The 15,972-nt window shown below is 72.4% G+C and carries 14 protein-coding genes; 11 read left to right on the top strand and 3 right to left on the bottom strand.

Annotated elements, in window-relative coordinates; all coding sequences use genetic code 11:
- Window positions 1-66: 66 nt before the first annotated feature.
- Window positions 67-1,167 carry an amidohydrolase family protein gene (locus tag CHF15_RS03575; RefSeq protein WP_089222069.1) on the bottom strand — a complete coding sequence of 367 codons (1,101 nt, stop codon included), beginning with the start codon at window positions 1,165-1,167 and terminating at the stop codon, window positions 67-69.
- A gap of 68 nt (window positions 1,168-1,235) precedes the next feature.
- Between CHF15_RS03575 and CHF15_RS03570 the strand changes: the two genes are divergently transcribed.
- The 5 genes from CHF15_RS03570 (at window position 1,236) to thpD (ending at window position 5,825) form a co-directional block, all read left to right on the top strand.
- Window positions 1,236-2,321, top strand: coding sequence for a pyridoxal-phosphate-dependent aminotransferase family protein (locus tag CHF15_RS03570; RefSeq protein ID WP_089222068.1), 1,086 nt, complete (start codon window positions 1,236-1,238; stop codon window positions 2,319-2,321).
- A gap of 371 nt (window positions 2,322-2,692) precedes the next feature.
- Window positions 2,693-3,187, top strand: a complete 495-nt coding sequence (gene ectA, locus CHF15_RS03565; RefSeq protein WP_089222067.1) for a diaminobutyrate acetyltransferase — start codon at window positions 2,693-2,695, stop codon at window positions 3,185-3,187.
- A 48-nt stretch (window positions 3,188-3,235) separates the two neighbouring features.
- Window positions 3,236-4,507: a diaminobutyrate--2-oxoglutarate transaminase gene (ectB, locus tag CHF15_RS03560; protein WP_089222066.1), complete on the top strand. Its 1,272-nt coding sequence runs from the start codon at window positions 3,236-3,238 to the stop codon at window positions 4,505-4,507.
- Between the two features lie 19 nt (window positions 4,508-4,526).
- Complete coding sequence (locus tag CHF15_RS03555) at window positions 4,527-4,925, top strand: ectoine synthase (protein ID WP_089222065.1); 399 nt, start codon at window positions 4,527-4,529, stop codon at window positions 4,923-4,925.
- Window positions 4,926-4,931: 6 nt separating this feature from the next.
- Complete coding sequence (thpD, locus tag CHF15_RS03550) at window positions 4,932-5,825, top strand: ectoine hydroxylase (RefSeq protein WP_089222064.1); 894 nt, start codon at window positions 4,932-4,934, stop codon at window positions 5,823-5,825.
- Between the two features lie 795 nt (window positions 5,826-6,620).
- Here thpD and CHF15_RS03545 read toward each other — a convergent pair.
- On the bottom strand, window positions 6,621-8,156 hold the full coding sequence (locus CHF15_RS03545) for an aldehyde dehydrogenase (NADP(+)) (RefSeq protein ID WP_179279639.1): 1,536 nt from the start codon (window positions 8,154-8,156) through the stop codon (window positions 6,621-6,623).
- 112 nt (window positions 8,157-8,268) lie between these two features.
- On the opposite strand from CHF15_RS03545, the gene CHF15_RS03540 reads away from it, so the two are divergent.
- Entirely contained in the window at window positions 8,269-9,036 is a 768-nt protein-coding gene (locus CHF15_RS03540) for an IclR family transcriptional regulator (protein WP_089222062.1), read from the top strand.
- Window positions 9,037-9,045: 9 nt separating this feature from the next.
- Here CHF15_RS03540 and CHF15_RS03535 read toward each other — a convergent pair whose 3' ends face one another.
- A complete protein-coding gene (locus tag CHF15_RS03535) occupies window positions 9,046-11,043 on the bottom strand; it encodes a beta-galactosidase (RefSeq protein WP_089222061.1) in 1,998 nt (665 codons plus the stop codon).
- Between the two features lie 157 nt (window positions 11,044-11,200).
- Here CHF15_RS03535 and CHF15_RS03530 point away from each other — a divergent pair, with 157 nt between their 5' ends.
- The 5 genes from CHF15_RS03530 to CHF15_RS03510 all read left to right on the top strand — a co-directional run bounded on the left by CHF15_RS03530 (window position 11,201) and on the right by CHF15_RS03510 (window position 15,969).
- Window positions 11,201-12,517 carry an ABC transporter substrate-binding protein gene (locus CHF15_RS03530; protein ID WP_089222060.1) on the top strand — a complete coding sequence of 439 codons (1,317 nt, stop codon included), beginning with the start codon at window positions 11,201-11,203 and terminating at the stop codon, window positions 12,515-12,517.
- A gap of 80 nt (window positions 12,518-12,597) precedes the next feature.
- Entirely contained in the window at window positions 12,598-13,521 is a 924-nt protein-coding gene (locus tag CHF15_RS03525) for a carbohydrate ABC transporter permease (RefSeq protein ID WP_089222059.1), read from the top strand.
- Window positions 13,521-14,426 carry a carbohydrate ABC transporter permease gene (locus CHF15_RS03520; RefSeq protein ID WP_089222058.1) on the top strand — a complete coding sequence of 302 codons (906 nt, stop codon included), beginning with the start codon at window positions 13,521-13,523 and terminating at the stop codon, window positions 14,424-14,426. The genes CHF15_RS03525 and CHF15_RS03520 overlap by 1 nt, the downstream gene beginning before the upstream one ends.
- 23 nt (window positions 14,427-14,449) lie before the next feature.
- Window positions 14,450-15,472, top strand: coding sequence for a LacI family DNA-binding transcriptional regulator (locus CHF15_RS03515; protein WP_089222057.1), 1,023 nt, complete (start codon window positions 14,450-14,452; stop codon window positions 15,470-15,472).
- 95 nt (window positions 15,473-15,567) lie between these two features.
- A complete protein-coding gene (locus tag CHF15_RS03510; RefSeq protein ID WP_089222056.1) occupies window positions 15,568-15,969 on the top strand; it encodes a hypothetical protein in 402 nt (133 codons plus the stop codon).
- The last annotated feature ends 3 nt before the right edge of the window (window positions 15,970-15,972 follow it).

Here is a 15,972-nt window from a genome sequence, read left to right as displayed (position 1 = left end):
TCCGGGATCATTCCGGGCGCACCGCCGGCGGCGCACCGCTACCGTGGCTCCGCGGTGTCCGCCGGGTCACCCCACCACGCGGCCGCGCAGCACGATGCGCCGGGGCGCGGTCAGGACGCGGACGTCGGCCCGGGGGTCCTCCGGATAGACGACCAGATCGGCGGAGGCCCCCTCGGTGAGGCCGTCGCGGCCGAGCCACTCGCGGGCCGACCAGGTGGCGGCGGAGAGCGCGTCGAGGGCGGGCAGACCGGCGGTGACCAGTTCGGCGACCTCCGCGGCGACGAGCCCGTGGGCGAGGGAGCCGCCGGCGTCGGTGCCGGTGAAGATCCGGATGCCGGCGTCGTGGGCCGCGCGGACGGTGTCGTAGCGGCGGGCGTGGAGCCGGCGCATGTGGTCCGCCCAGCGCGGGAACCTGGCCTGGCCGCCGTCCGCGAGTTCCGGGAAGGTCGCGATGTTGACCAGGGTGGGGACGATGGCCACCCCGTGCGCGGCGAAGAGCGGGATGGTGTCCTCGGTGAGCCCGGTGGCGTGCTCGACGCAGTCGATGCCCGCCTCGACCAGGTCCCGCAGGGAGTCCTCGGCGAAGCAGTGGGCGGTGACGCGGGCGCCCTCCTCGTGGGCGGCGGCGATGGCGGCCTCGACGGCACCGCGCGGCCAGCAGGCGGTGAGGTCGCCGGCGTCGCGGTCGATCCAGTCCCCGACCAGCTTGACCCAGCCGTCCCCGCGCCGGGCCTCCCGCCGGACGTAGGCGACCAGGTCCTCGGGCTCGATCTCCCAGGCGTAGTTGCGGATGTAGCGGCGGGTACGGGCGATGTGCCGGCCGGCCCGGATGATCCGCGGCAGGTCCTCGCGGTCGTCGATCCAGCGGGTGTCGGAGGGGGAACCGGCGTCGCGCAGCAGCAGGGTGCCCGCGTCGCGGTCGGTGAGCGCCTGCTTCTCGGAGGTGTCCGCGTCGACGGGGCCGTGGTGGTCGAGGCCGACGTGGCAGTGGGCGTCGACCAGGCCCGGCAGGACCCAGCCCTCGACGGTGGTGAGGTCTCGCGGACCGGCGGGGCGCTCGTAGGTGACGCGCCCGCCGACCACCCAGAGCTCGTCCCGTACGTCCTGCGGCCCGGCCAGGATGCGGCCCTTGACGTGCAGTGCCTGCGGCGCCTCGCGATCAGCCATGTCTGCACTCTACGAGCCGCCGGATACCCTCGGGCCGTACACCCCCCGACGAAGGAAGCAGCGCCGCCGTGTCCCACCCCCTGCTCGACCTGCCCCCGCTGACCGCCGAGCGCTTCGCCGCGATCGAGCGGAGAGTCGCCGCGCTGCTGCACACGGAGCAGGACGTCGTGATCACGCAGGGCGAGGCCCTGCTGCCGCTGGAGGGCTGCATCCGCGGCGGGGCGCGGCCGGGTTCGACGGCGCTGAACGTGGTGACCGGACCGTACGGCCAGACCTTCGGCAACTGGCTGCGGGACGCGGGCGCCACCGTGGTCGACCTGGAGGTGCCCTTCCACGCCGCCGTGAGCGCGCAGGACGTCGCGCGGGCGTTGTCCGGCCACCCGGAGATCGACTTCGTGTCGCTGGTGCACGCGGAGGCGGCGACCGGCAACACCAACCCGGTGGCGGAGATCGGCGAGGTGGTCCGGTCGCACGGCGCGCTGTTCATGGTCGACGCGGTCGCGTCGGTGGCGGCCGAGCCGCTGCTGGTGGACGCGTGGGGCGTGGACCTGTGTGTGATCGGCGCCCAGAAGGCGATGGGCGGGCCCGCCGGGGTGTCGGCGGTGTCGGTGAGCGAGCGCGCGTGGCGGCGCCTGGCGGACAACCCGGCGGCGCCGCGCCGTTCGTACCTGTCGCTGCTGGACTGGAAGGAGCGCTGGATCGACGCTGGGCGCAAGGCGCTGCCGCACGCTCCCGCGCAGTTGGAGATGCTGGCGCTGGAGGCCTGCCTGGAGCGGATCGAGGAGGCCGGGCTCGACGCGGTGATCGCCCGGCACCGTGCCGCCGCGGCGGCGACCCGGGCCGGTGCGGCGGCGCTGGCCGCCGTCGAGCCGTACGTGTACCGGGACGAGGACGCCGCGCCGGTCGCGACGACGCTGCGCACCCTGGACGGCGTCGCCGCCGACGGGTTGGTCGCCCGCGCCCTGGCCCTGGAACCGGGGCTCCCGCTGGTCGCCGGCGGCGGGGCACTGGCCAAGGAGATGATCCGGGTCAACCACTACGGCCGGGACGCCGACCCCGCCGTGGTCGTCCGTACGCTGCGCACGCTGGCCGGCGTCCTGGAGGCGGACCCCGAGCCGGCCGTGGCGGCGGCCGATGCCGCATGGCAGGTCTGAGAGAACCGCATTCCCCCAGGGGCCGCCCCGGCCGTCGCGAACGGCTGGGGCGGCCCTTGTGTTTCGGCGCGCCGAATTCCATGCCGACTTGACGGCGGGGAAATTCCGAGTAATTATCCGGGGCATCCCGGAAGGTATTCCGCATTCAACTCCTGCCCCGGGATCACGGCTTCAAACGCCAAGATTTCATCGACACCAGGTGATGATTTCGAGGATGTGATCGAGGCCACAATGCCACCCTTCTGCCCCGAAATATACGGGTAAACAAACCCATCTCCGCGGCCTCCGCGCGCCTGATATCAGCGGCATCCACCCACCACAAGGGCCGCGCGGCATGCGATTCGGAATTCCGCCCGCTACGTTGTCTCCGCATGACCGTCGCTAGGGAATTGCTGCTCGACACCCCGGGAATCGAGGACGGCGCCGCACTGTGGCGCATCGCCCGTGATTCACGGACCCTGGACCTGAACTCCCCGTACAGCTATCTCCTGTGGTGCCGGGACTTCGCCGGCACCTCCGTGGTGGCGCGTACGGCGCACGGCGAACCGATCGGCTTCGTGACCGGCTACGTCCGCCCCGAACGCCCCCGCACCCTCGTCGTCTGGCAGGTCGCCGTGGACGAGGCGCACCGCGGCCGGGGGCTCGCGGCCGCGATGCTCGACGACCTCGCACAACGGGCCGCCGCGTCCGGCGTCCGCGAGGTCGAGACCACGATCACCCCGGACAACGAGGCCTCGCACCGCCTGTTCACGTCCTTCGCCGCCCGCCACGGAGCACGGACCGAGCGCGGGGTGCTCTTCGACACGGCGCTGTTCCCCGACGGCCACGGACCCGAAGTCCTGTACCGCATCGGGCCCCTCGTCTGACCCGGCCGTCCCCGCCCGACTCCTCCTCCCCCACAGAAGGAATGCACGGTGACCATCACCCCGCCCGCCACGTCCGTCTTCGAGACCCTCGAGTCCGAGGTCCGCAGCTACTGCCGCGGCTGGCCCGCCGTCTTCGACCGCGCGCAGGGCAGCCGCGTCTTCAACGAGGACGGCCACGAGTACCTCGACTTCTTCTCCGGCGCCGGCGCCCTCAACTACGGGCACAACAACCCCGTGCTCAAACGCGCCCTGCTCGACTACCTGGAGCGCGACGGCATCACGCACAGCCTGGACATGAGCACCACCGCCAAGCGCGCCTTCCTGGAACGCTTCCAGGACGTCGTGCTGCGCCCGCGCGGCATGGACCACAAGGTGATGTTCCCGGGACCGACCGGCACCAACGCCGTCGAGGCGGCGCTGAAGCTGGCCCGCAAGGTCAAGGGCCGTGAGTCGGTGGTGTCCTTCACCAACGCCTTCCACGGCATGTCGCTGGGCGCGCTCGCCGTCACCGGCAACTCGATGAAGCGGGCCGGCGCCGGCGTCCCCCTGGTGCACGGCACCCCGATGCCCTTCGACAACTACCTCGACGGCCGCGTCCCGGACTTCCTGTGGTTCGAGCGGCTGCTGGAGGACCAGGGGTCCGGTCTCAACCAGCCCGCCGCGGTGATCGTCGAGACGATCCAGGGAGAGGGCGGCATCAACGTCGCCCGCCCCGAGTGGCTGCGCGGTCTGGCCGACCTGTGCCGGCGCCGCGACATGCTGCTGATCGTCGACGACATCCAGATGGGCTGCGGCCGCACCGGCCCGTTCTTCTCCTTCGAGGAGGCGGGCATCGTGCCGGACATCGTGACCCTCTCCAAGTCGATCGGCGGCTACGGCATGCCGATGTCGCTGACCCTCTTCCGTCCCGAACTGGACATCTGGGAGCCGGGCGAGCACAACGGCACCTTCCGCGGCCACAACCCCGCCTTCGTCACCGCCACCGCCGCGCTCGACACCTACTGGGCGGACGGCGCGAGCATGGAGAAGCAGACACTCAAGCGCGGAGAGCAGGCCGAGGCCGTCCTGCGCGAGATCTGCGCCGAGCATCCGCGCTCCGGCGCCCGGTACCGGGGCCGCGGCCTGGTGTGGGGCCTGGAGTTCACCGACCCCGGCCGGGCCTCCCGGGTCTGCGCCCGCGCCTTCGAACTGGGCCTGCTGCTGGAGACCTCCGGCCCCCGCGGCGAGGTCGTCAAACTGCTGCCCGCCCTGACCATCACCCCCGAGGAGCTCGACGAGGGGCTGCGCACCCTCGCCCGCTCCGTCCGCGAGACCGCCTGACGAAAGGAACCGTCCCACCGTGATCGTGCGATCCCTGAAGGACATCGAGGGCACCGACCGCGATGTCACCGCCGAGACCGGCACCTGGCGCAGCAAGCGCATCATCCTCGCCGACGACCGCGTGGGCTTCTCACTGCACGAGACCGTGATGTACGCGGGGACCGAGACCTCCATGTGGTACGCCAACCACGTCGAGGCGGTGCTGTGCGTCGAGGGCGAGGGCGAGCTGACCGACGACGAGACCGGCGAGAGGCACCGGATCTCCCCCGGCACGCTCTACCTGCTCGACGGCCACGAACGGCACACCATGCGCCCCCAGACCGACCTGCGCTTCGTCTGCGTCTTCAACCCGCCCGTCACCGGGCGCGAGGTGCACGACGAGAACGGCGTCTACCCCCTGCTCACCGAGGGAGCGTGACCAGCGATGACCACCGCGACGACGACCGACCTCTACCCCACCCGCGGCACCGCCGAGGTGCTGACCCCGCGCCAGGACCCGGTCGTCTGGGGCGCACCCGGCACGACCGGCCCGCTCCGGCCGTCCGAACTCGGCGACTTCGACCGCGACGGCTTCCTGCCCGTCGACGCGCTCATCGGGCCCGAGGACGTGGCCCGCTACCACGCCGAGCTGGAGCGGCTGTGCGCCGACCCGGCCGTGCGCGCGGACGAGCGGTCCATCGTGGAGGCGAAATCCCGGGACATCCGCTCGGTCTTCGAGGTCCACAAGATCAGCCCGGTCTTCGCCGAACTGGTCCGCGACCCCCGCGTCGTCGACCGTGCCCGGCAGATCCTCGGCTCCGACGTCTACGTCCACCAGAGCCGGATCAACGTCAAGCCGGGCTTCGGCGCCTCCGGCTTCTACTGGCACTCCGACTTCGAGACCTGGCACGCCGAGGACGGGCTGCCCCGCATGCGCGCGGTCTCGGTCTCCATCGCGCTGACCGAGAACCACGACACCAACGGCGGCCTGATGATCATGCCGGGCTCGCACCGGACGTTCCTGGGCTGCGCGGGCGCGACGCCGGAGGACAACTACAAGAAGTCCCTCCAGATGCAGGACGCGGGCACGCCCTCCCACACGGCCCTCACGGAACTGGCGGGCCGGCACGGGATCCGGCTCTTCACCGGGCAGCCAGGGTCCGCGGTCTGGTTCGACTGCAACTGCATGCACGGCTCGGGGGACAACATCACGCCGTACCCGCGCAGCAACGTCTTCATCGTCTTCAACAGCGTGGAGAACGCGGCCGTCGAGCCGTTCGCGGCGCCTGTGCGGCGGCCCGAGTTCATCGGCGCGCGCGACTTCACGCCCGTGCGGTAACCCTCCGGGGGGCGCCGGCTCTGTGTCCGGTGCGTTGTTGTGTGCGAGTGCGTCGTGGTTGCGGTTGGGGGTTCGCCCGCCCGCCCGCCCGATTGCCCCGGATGATTGGTGCGGGCCTCGCGCGGTTCGTGGCGGGCCGGGGGCGGGGCCTCCGGGGCTGGGCATTCTGTACCGCATATTTATGTGCATGGCGGGCGGTCCAGGTCGGTGCCGTCTGTGCCGCACAACAAATACACGTCAGCGTCCAGAACGCCCACCCCTACGACCCCGCCCCCTCCGTATCGATGAGCGACCAACGGCCGGAGGGGGGTGATGGGAGGGCGCCCCTCCCCACACCACTGGATGCTGCCCCAGCGGGAGGTCCCCCGGCCGCAGGCCGAAACAGGGTGCGCGCACTGGTGGCCGCTGGCGGCCGATGGGGGTTCAGCAAGACGCGTGCGGCAACCCCGGACCGCCCCTACCCCCCTCCGGCCGTCAGTCGCCCACACGACCGGAGGGGGTGTGGCGGGGTGCGCCCGGAAACGACGAGCGGCGGACCCGGTGCCGAACGATGTGGGCGTAAACCGCGAGCGTTGAGGACGTGCGCCGGCGCGGCACCGACCCAGGCACACGGTGCGAGGCCCGCACTGACCGCGCCGGGCAATCGGGCGGGAGGGCGGGAGAACCGCCCGCCGCAGGCGCAAACAACCCGCACACACCCACCGGGCAGCCCGGCGCAGCCGCCCGCAGGCGCAAACAACCCGCACACAACCACCGGCCGCAACCACAACCCACCCGGCGCAGAAGGCGCAAGCCTCAGACTTCGCGGCGCCCGTTGAACCGGCGCGGCAACCCCAAGGGGTTGCCGTCACGCAGCTCCGCCGGCAGCAACCCCTCCGGCGCGTCCTGGTACACGACAGGCCGCAGCCACCGCTCGATCGCCGTGCCGCCGACCGACGTGGACGTCGAGGTCGTGGCCGGGTACGGCCCCCCGTGGTGCATGGCCGGGGCCACCGCGACGCCCGTGGGCCAGCCGTTCACCACGACGCGCCCCGCCAGCGTGGTGAGCCGGCGCAGCAGTTCCGCGCCGGAGGCGTCCCCGTCGCCGCCGGACGCCTCGGCCTCGCTCAGGTGCGCCGTCGCCGTGAGATTCCCGGGGAGCCGTCCGAGCACCCCCTCGACCTCCTCCGCGGTGCCGTACCGCGCGACGACCGTGACGGGCCCGAAGTGCTCCTCCAGCAGCGCGTCGTGCTCGCCGCCCTCCGCGAGCCGGGCGGCCGGGACGGAGACGAAGCCGGCGCGCACCAGGTGCTCGCCGCCGTCGCCGGGCTCGACCGGCGCCTCCACCTCGGGCAGCGTGGTCAGTTCGCGCACACCCGCGATGAAGTTGTCCCGCATGCGGGCGTCGAGCAGGGTGCCGGGGGCGACGTCGCCCACCGCGGCCGCCAGGGACTTGAGGAGGCGGTCGCCCGCCTCCCCCGCCGGGGCCAGTACCAGGCCGGGCTTGACGCAGAACTGGCCGACGCCGAGCGTCATCGACCCGGCGAGCCCCGCGCCGATCTGCTCGGCGCGCTCCTCGGCCGCGGCCTGCGTGATGACGACCGGGTTGAGGCTGCCGAGTTCGCCGTGGAACGGGATCGGCACGGGTCGTGCCGCCGCCGCGTCGAAGAGGGCGCGCCCGCCCCGTACGGAGCCGGTGAACCCGGCGGCGGAGACCAGCGGGTGCTTGACGAGGTCGATGCCGGCCTGGAAGCCGTGGACGACCGAGACGACGTCGGCGGGCAGGCCGACCTCGACGGCGGCGCGGCGCAGCGCGTCGGCGCAGAGCTCGCTCGTCGCCGGGTGGTCGGGGTGGGCCTTGACGACGACGGGGCAGCCCGCCGCGAGCGCGCTGGCGGTGTCGCCGCCCGGCACGGAGAACGCGAGCGGGAAGTTGCTGGCGGAGTAGACGGCCACGACGCCGAGCGGGATCTTGTAGCGCCGCAGGTCGGGCCGGGGCGGGGCGAGCGTCGCGTCGGCGTGGTCGATGATGACGTCGAGGAAGGCGCCCTCCTCGACGATCTCGGCGAAGGCCCTCAGCTGGTAGGTGGTGCGCCCGAGTTCGCCGGTGAGGCGGGCGGGACCGAGGGCGGTCTCCGCGTCGGCGGCCTCCAGGATGCGGGGGCCGGCCTCCTCGAGGAAGTCGGCCGCGGTGCGCAGCAGCCGGGCCCGCACCTCGCGGTCGGCGAGCGCCGGGAAGGCCGCGGCGGCGGCGCGTACGGCGGCGTCGACCTCCTCGGCGGTGGCTTCGACGGCGACCTGCTCCCGCTGCTTCCCGGTTCGGGGATCGACGCTCCACACTGGTACGGCCACCGCGGGTACCTCCAGGCCTTTCGTTCGATATGCTGAACAGCATCCGCAACTGTGAATCTGTTCGGGAGCCTACTTGCGCGGGTCCCGGCCGAACAAGAGGGGTCCACTCCAGATGGCTGCAGGTGAGGGCGGGGCCCAGGTCAAATCCGCGGTGCGGACGGTGGAGCTGCTGGAGTTCTTCGCCGGGCAGCCCGGCATGCACAGCCTGGCCGCCGTGCAGGAGGCCGTCGGCTACCCCAAGTCCAGCCTGTACATGCTGCTGCGCACGCTCGTGGAGCTGGGCTGGATCGAGACCGACGCCACCGGCACACGTTACGGGATCGGCGTGCGCGCCCTGCTGGTCGGCACCTCGTACATCGACGGCGACGAGGTGGTGGCCGCGGCCCGCCCGACCCTGGACCGGCTCTCGGACGACACCAGCGAGACCATCCACCTCGCCCGCCTCGACGGCACCAGCGTCGTGTACCTGGCGACCCGTCAGTCCTCGCACTACCTGCGGCCGTTCACCCGCGTCGGCCGCCGGCTGCCGGCCCACTCCACCTCGCTCGGCAAGGCGCTGCTCGCCACGTACACCGACGAGCAGGTCCGCAAGCTGCTGCCGGAGACGCTGGAGCCGCTCACTGAGCACACACACACCGACCGCGAGAAGCTGATCGCCGAGCTGCACCAGATCCGCGAGCAGGGTTACGCCGTGGACCGCGAGGAGAACACGCTCGGCCTGCGCTGCTTCGGCGTGGCCGTCCCGTACCGCACGCCCGCCCGGGACGCGATCAGCTGCTCGGTGCCGGTGGCCCGGCTGACCCCGGCGCACGAGCAGCTGATCAAGGACGCCCTCTTCGACGCGCGCGACCGCCTCACGCTGGCGACCCGCCGCCTCTGATCCGCCTGCTCAGGACTCCTCCCGGAGCACCCGGACCGCGCCCGGCGGCACGCTGAGCCGGCCGATGGCCCGCTCCCCGGTGAGCAGTTCCGTGCCCGGCACGTCGAGCGGCACCTTTGCCTCGGCCCCGCTGTGGTTGATCACGAAGAGGTACGCGCCCTGCTCCCCGGCGCGGCGGACGACCTCGACGTCATGCGGCAGTTCCGCCCGGTCCGGCAGGCCCGTGTCCTGCGCCGCGGCGGCCAGGACCGCGCCGAGCTCCGCGGGGCCGAGACGGGTGGAGACGTACCAGGCCGTGCCGGCCCCCAGGGCGTGCCGGGTGACGGCGGGGCGGCCTGCGGCGGGGCCGTCGGCGTACGTCCACACCGGCTCGGCGCCGCGCGGTACGACGACCTCCGTCCACAGGTCGCCGGTGAGCGCGGGAGCCTCGGGGCCGTCGAGCCGGACCCGTTCGCCGTCGAGCAGCGGCGCGAACTCCTCGACGGTCAGCCCGAGAACGTCCCGCAGCGCGCCGGGCACGGGGCCCGGATGGACGGTGTCGTGCTCGTCGACGACGCCTGAGAAGTACGAGACCAGCAGCGTGCCGCCGGCCTCGACGTAGGCGCGCAGATTCCGTCCGGCGGCCTCGGTGGTGAGGTAGAGGGCGGGGACGACGACAAGGGGATAGGCCGACAGATCGGCTTCCGGGCGGGCGAAGTCGACGGTCAGGTGGCGGTCGAACAGGGCCTCGTACCAGCTGTCCGCGCGTTCGCGCGCGTCGTGGTCCTGGCTGGGCCGCCACTCCAGCTTCTGCGCCCACCAGGACTGCCAGTCCCACAGCACGGCGGCGTCCGCGACGGTCCGGGTGCCGGCGACCTCGGCGAGGGCGGCGATGTCGGCGCCCAGCCCGACGACCTCGCGCCAGACGCGGCTGTCGGTTCCGGCGTGCGGCAGCATCGCGGAGTGGAACTTCTCGGCGCCGTAGCGGGACTGCCGCCACTGGAAGAACAGGGCGCCCTCCGAACCGCGGGCCACGTGCGCGAGGCTGTTGCGGGCCATCTGGCCGGGCGCCTTGGCGGGGTTGCGCCGCTGCCAGTTGACGCCGCTGGTGGAGTGCTCCAGCAGCAGCCAGGGGGCGCCGCCGGCGACGGAGCGGGTCAGGTCGGCGGCCATGGCCAGGTTGACGTGGGTGCGGCGCCCGTCGGTGATCAGGTAGTGGTCGTTGGTGACGAGGTCGACCTCGCGTCCCCAGGCCCAGTAGTCCATGGAGTCGCACTGGCTGAGCGCGGTCATGAAGTTGGTGGTGACCGGGACACCGGGTGACAGCCGGTGCAGGATGTCGCGTTCGGCGGTGAAGTTGCCGCGGACGGTCTCGTCCGTGAAGCGGGCGTAGTCGAGTTGCTGGGCCGGGTTGGCGACGGTGGGGGTCAGCCGCGGGGCGTCGACGTGCGCCCAGTCGCCGTAGGTCTGGCCCCAGAAGGCCGTGCCCCAGGCCGCGTTGAGGGCGTCGAGGGTGCCGTGGCGGGCCCGCAGCCAGTCCCGGAACTCCTCGGCGGACGCCTCGCAGTAGCAGGCGCCGACCGGTACGCCGTACTCGTTGTGGACGTGCCACAGGGCGAGGGCGGGGTGGCGGCCGTAGCGCTCGGCCAGCCGCTCGGTGATCCGGGCGGCGGCCGCGCGGTAGGCGGCGGAGCTGTGGCAGATGGCACCGCGCGAGCCGAAGCCGTAGCGGACGCCCTCGCGGCTGACCGGGAGCGCCTCGGGGTGGGCCGCGTAGAACCAGGCGGGCGGTACGACGGTGGGGGTGCCGAGGTCGGCACGGATGCCGTGCTCGTGCAGCAGGTCCAGCAGCCGGTCGAGCCAGCCGAAGTCGTAGCGGCCGGGCTCGGGCTCCAGCTTCGACCAGGCGAAGATGCCGACGCTGACCATGGTCACACCGGCCTCGCGCATCAGCCGGACGTCCTCCTGCCAGACCTCCTCGGGCCACTGCTCGGGGTTGTAGTCGCCGCCGTAGGCAAGGCGCGCCATGGGATCTCCTGGGTCAACTCTGGGAACGTGCACAGCCTCCTGAGGGGCGGCTCGGCCAAGGTAACCGCAGGGCCACAGGCATTGACAAGTGTCGGAGATGTTTCTCTACTGTGAACGCTCACAGCGCCCCCGCGCACCCTCGTCAGGGGAGGAACCCATGAACAAGCGCCTCGTCGCCGCATTCGCAGCGGCCGCGCTCTCCACCACGCTGCTGGCCGGCTGCGGTTCGTCGGACGACGGCGGAGACGGAGACAAGGCGGAGTCCGGCCCGGTCAGCCTCACCTACTGGGCCTGGGCTCCCGGCCTGGACAAGGTCGCGGCGATCTGGAACGCCGGCCCCGGCAAGGAGGCCGGCATCACGGTCACGGTGAAGAAGCAGGCGTCCGGCGACGACCTCGTCACCAAGATCATCACGGCGTCGAAGGCGCACAAGGCGCCCGACCTGGTGCAGGCCGAGTTCCAGGCCCTCCCCACCCTGGTGAGCAACGACGTCCTGGCCGACATATCCGGGCAGGCGGGCGACACGAAGAAGGACTTCGCCGAGGGCGTGTGGCAGCAGGTGACCCTCGGCTCCGACGCGGTGTACGCGATCCCGCAGGACACCGGGCCGCTGATGTTCTACTACCGCCAGGACCTGTTCACGAAGTACGGCCTGAGCGTGCCCACGACGTGGGACGAGTTCGCCGCCACCGCCCGGGCCCTGAAGAAGAAGGACCCGAAGAAGGCGCTGACCACCTTCTCCGCCACCGACCCCGGCCTGTTCGCGGGCCTGTCCCAGCAGGCGGGCGCGAAGTGGTGGACGACCGGCGGGGACAAGTGGAACGTCGCGATCGACGACGCCGCCTCCACCAAGGTCGCCGACTTCTGGGGCGGCCTGGTCGAGGAGGGCGCCATCGACAACCAGCCGATGTACACCCCCGCGTGGAACAAGGCGCTCAACACCGGCACCCAGATCGCCTGGGTCAGCGCCGTGTGGGCGCCGGGCGTGCTGACGACCGCGGCCCCCGACACCAAGGGCAAGTGGGCCATGGCCCCGCTTCCGCAGTGGACCGCGGGTGACCAGGTCACGGGCAGCTGGGGCGGCTCCACGACCGGCGTCTCCAACGACTCGACGCACAAGGACGCGGCGGTGGAGTTCGCGACCTGGCTCAACACCGACCCGGAGGCCGTGGCGGCCCTGGTGAAGAACGGCGGCATCTACCCGGCGGCGACGGCCGCCCAGACCGGGGACGCGCTCGCCCAGGCGCCGGAGTTCTTCGCCAACCAGCCCGACTTCTACACCAAGGCCGCCGAGATCGCGAAGACCACCGCCCCGGGCGCGTGGGGCCCGAACGTGAACGTCGCCTACAGCGCGTTCAAGGACGCCTTCGGCAAGGCGGCGCAGGACAAGGCGGGCTTCGGCCCGGCGCTGGGCACGGTGCAGTCGACGACGGTCGCCGACATGAAGAAGCAGGGCTTCCCGGTCGCGGAGTAGCGCGGCACCCCCAGGTCGACCGGGGGCACCACGCGCCCCCGGTCCCCGCCCATCCGTCCCCCGTCCGAAACGAGCCGCCCATGCCGCCCTCGCCGACCGCCGCCCGGCGCACCCGACGCCTCGCCCCCTACGGATTCCTCGTCCCCGCCGTCGTCCTGTTCGCCGCGACCTTCGCGCTCCCCATCGGCTACGCCCTCTACCTGAGCTTCCGCAAGATCGAGGTCAAGGGGCTGGGCCTGGGCCGGGGCGCCCGCGGCGAGACCTGGGCGGGGCTGTCCAACTACGCCTCCGTCCTGTCCGACACCGAGCTCCTGCACGGCGCCGCCCGCATCCTCGGCTACGGCGCGATCGTGGTGCCGGTGATGCTGGGCCTCGCCCTGCTGTTCGCCCTGATGCTGGACGCCCGGCGGACCCGCCTGCGCGGCTTCTCGCGCCTGGCGATCTTCCTTCCGTACGCCGTACCCGGGGTGGTCGCGGCGCTGCTGTGGGGCTTCCTCTACCTGCCCTCGCTCAGCCCGGTCCACTACGCGCTGGGCGCGCTGGGCCTGCCGGAGCCGGACCTGCTGAACGGCGGCGCGCTGTTCGGCGCGCTGGCGAACGTCGCCGTGTGGGGCGGCACCGGCTTCAACATGATCGTGATCTACACCTCGCTGCGGGCGGTGCCCGCCGAGATCTACGAGGCCGCGCGGATCGACGGCTGCTCGGAGCTGCAGATCGCGCTGCGGGTCAAGATCCCCACGGTGGCGCCGGCGCTCGTGCTGACCTTCTTCTTCTCGATGATCGCCACCTTCCAGGTCTTCGGTGAGCCGATGACCCTCAAGGGGATGACCAACTCGATCTCCACGACCTGGAGTCCGCTGATGAAGGTCTACCAGGACGCCTTCGTCCGGGGCGACCTCCACTCGGCGGCGGCGACGTCCGTGGTCATCGCCGTCGTCACCCTCGTGCTGTCCTTCGGCTTCCTGCGGGCGGCCAACTCCCGTACCCGGCAGGAAGCCTCCTGATGAGCGTCACCGCAACCCCCCTCGACCGGCGGCCCGGCGCCACCGCGGCGGTCCGCGCCTCCGCGCCGCGGCGCCGCCGCCGTGCCGGCCTGGTCCCGACCGCCGTCCTGCTGCTCGGCGCCGCGTACTGCCTGCTCCCGGTGGCGTGGGTGCTGGTGGCGTCGACGAAGAGCAGCCGCGAGCTCTTCTCGACGTTCACCTTCCTGCCCGGCACGGGTCTGGCGGACAACCTCTCGGCGCTGTCCGCGTACCGCGACGGCGTCTACTGGCGGTGGATGCTCAACTCCCTGTTCTACGCGGGCTTCGGGGCGCTGCTGTCGACGGCGGTGTCCGCGATCAGCGGCTACGCGCTGGCGAAGTACCGCTTCCGCGGCCGGGAGGCGATCTTCAACGTCCTGCTGACGGGGGTGCTGATGCCGCCCGTCATCCTGGCGATCCCGCAGTACCTGCTGATGGCCAAGGCGGGTCTGGCCGACAGCTACCTGTCGGTGCTGCTGCCGAGCGTGCTGGCGCCGTACGGGATCTACCTGGCGCGGATCTACGCCGCCGCCGCCGTGCCGGACGAGGTGGTGGAGGCGGCCCGGGTGGACGGGGCGCGGGAGTGGCGGATCTTCCGCACGGTCGCGCTGCCGGTGATGCTGCCGGGGCTGGTGACGGTCTTCCTCTTCCAGTTCGTGGCGATCTGGAACAATTTCCTGCTGCCGTTCATCATGCTCGGCGACGACGAGAAGTTCCCGGTGACGCTCGGCCTGTTCACCCTGCTCCAGCAGGGCGCCTCGGCGCCCGCCCTCTACACGCTGGTGATCACCGGAGCGATGCTGGCGATAATGCCGCTGATCGCGCTGTTCCTGGTCATCCAGAGGTTCTGGAGCCTGGACCTGCTCTCCGGGGCCGTAAAGTCCTGAGGAGCCCCCGAAGGAAGAACGGTATGAGCCGCACAGAACGACGCCGTCCCCCGACGATCCACGACGTGGCCCGCGAGGCGGGCGTGTCACGGGGCACGGTGTCGCGCGTCCTCAACGGCGGGCACAACGTGAGCCCGGCCGCGCTGGAGGCGGTCAACGCCGCCATCCGCCGCACCGGCTACGTGGTGAACCGGCACGCCCGCAGCCTGATCACCGGCCGGTCGGACTCGGTGGGCTTCCTGCTCACCGAGCCGCAGGAGCGCTTCTTCGAGGACCCGAACTTCAACGTACTGCTCAGCGGCTGCACCCAGGCGCTGGCCGCGCACGACATACCGCTGCTGCTGATGATCGCCGGCGACGAGTCCGAGCGGCGGCGGATAACCCGCTACATCACCGCCGGGCACGTCGACGGCGTGCTGCTGGTCTCCAGCCACTCGGGGAACCCGGTCGCCGAGCGGCTGGAGGAGGCCGGGGTCCCGGTCGTCGCGTGCGGGGAGCCGCTGGGGCAGGGCGGCCGGGTCGCGTATGTGGCGGCCGACGAGCGCGGCGGCGCGCACCGGATGGTGCGGCACCTGGTGGCCACCGGGCGGCGCAGGGTCGCCATGATCACCGGGCCGCTGGACACCCCCGGCGGTGTCCAGCGGCTGGCGGGCTACCGGGAGGAGCTGGCGGCCTCGGGGCTGCCCGCCGACGAGTCGCTGGTCGCCGAGGGTGACTACAGCCGGTCCAGCGGCGAGGCCGCGATGACCGCGCTGCTGGAGCGGGCCCCGGGCCTGGACGCGGTCTTCGTCGCGTCCGACCTGATGGCGCAGGGCGCGCTGGCGGCGCTGGAACGGGCCGGGCGGCGGGTGCCGGAGGACGTCGCGGTCGGCGGCTTCGACGACTCCCCCGCGGCGCTGGCCACGCTGCCGCCGCTGACCACGATCCGCCAGCCGTGGGACCGGATCAGCGCCGAGATGGTGCGGCTGCTGCTCGCCCGGATCGCCGGTGACGAGCCCGCCGGGGTGATCCTCCCGACGGAGCTGGTGCGGCGGGAGTCGGCCTGAACATCCCCTAGGATCATGGGAGTTGGGGCGCCGAAGCCGTCGCCCCCAAACTTGGAGGACCGGTGCGTCTCCCCCGCTCCCTTTCCGGCTGGACCATGGCCGTCTTCGGTCTGCTCGCCGCCGCGCTCGGCATCGTCGGGATCGTCTCGCCGGCCGTACAGCTGTCCCTGCTCGGCTTCCACCGGCCGGAGCACCGCGCGGCGGGCGACCACACCTTGGTCTTCCTCACGGCTTCCTCGATGGCGGCGCTCAACATGGGCGTCTACTACGTCCTGGCGGCCCTCGCCGACTGGCGCGCCTTCTTCCGCTGGACGGTCCCGTTCCGGCTGCTGACCTTCACCGTCTTCACCACCGCCGTGGTGATCGGCCGGGCGCCGTCCGGCTTCCTCGGGGTCGGTGTGTGGGAGGGCGTGGGCGCGCTGCTGACGGGCGCGGCCCTCTGGTACGAGGGGCGCAAGCCCCGCGGCGCGGTCCCCGAGGGCGCCGCGGCGATCTGACGT

This window comes from Actinacidiphila glaucinigra (assembly GCF_900188405.1).
In the GTDB taxonomy this organism is placed as follows: Bacteria; Actinomycetota; Actinomycetes; order Streptomycetales; family Streptomycetaceae; genus Actinacidiphila; species Actinacidiphila glaucinigra.
This window is presented reverse-complemented; position numbering and strand designations above follow the sequence as displayed.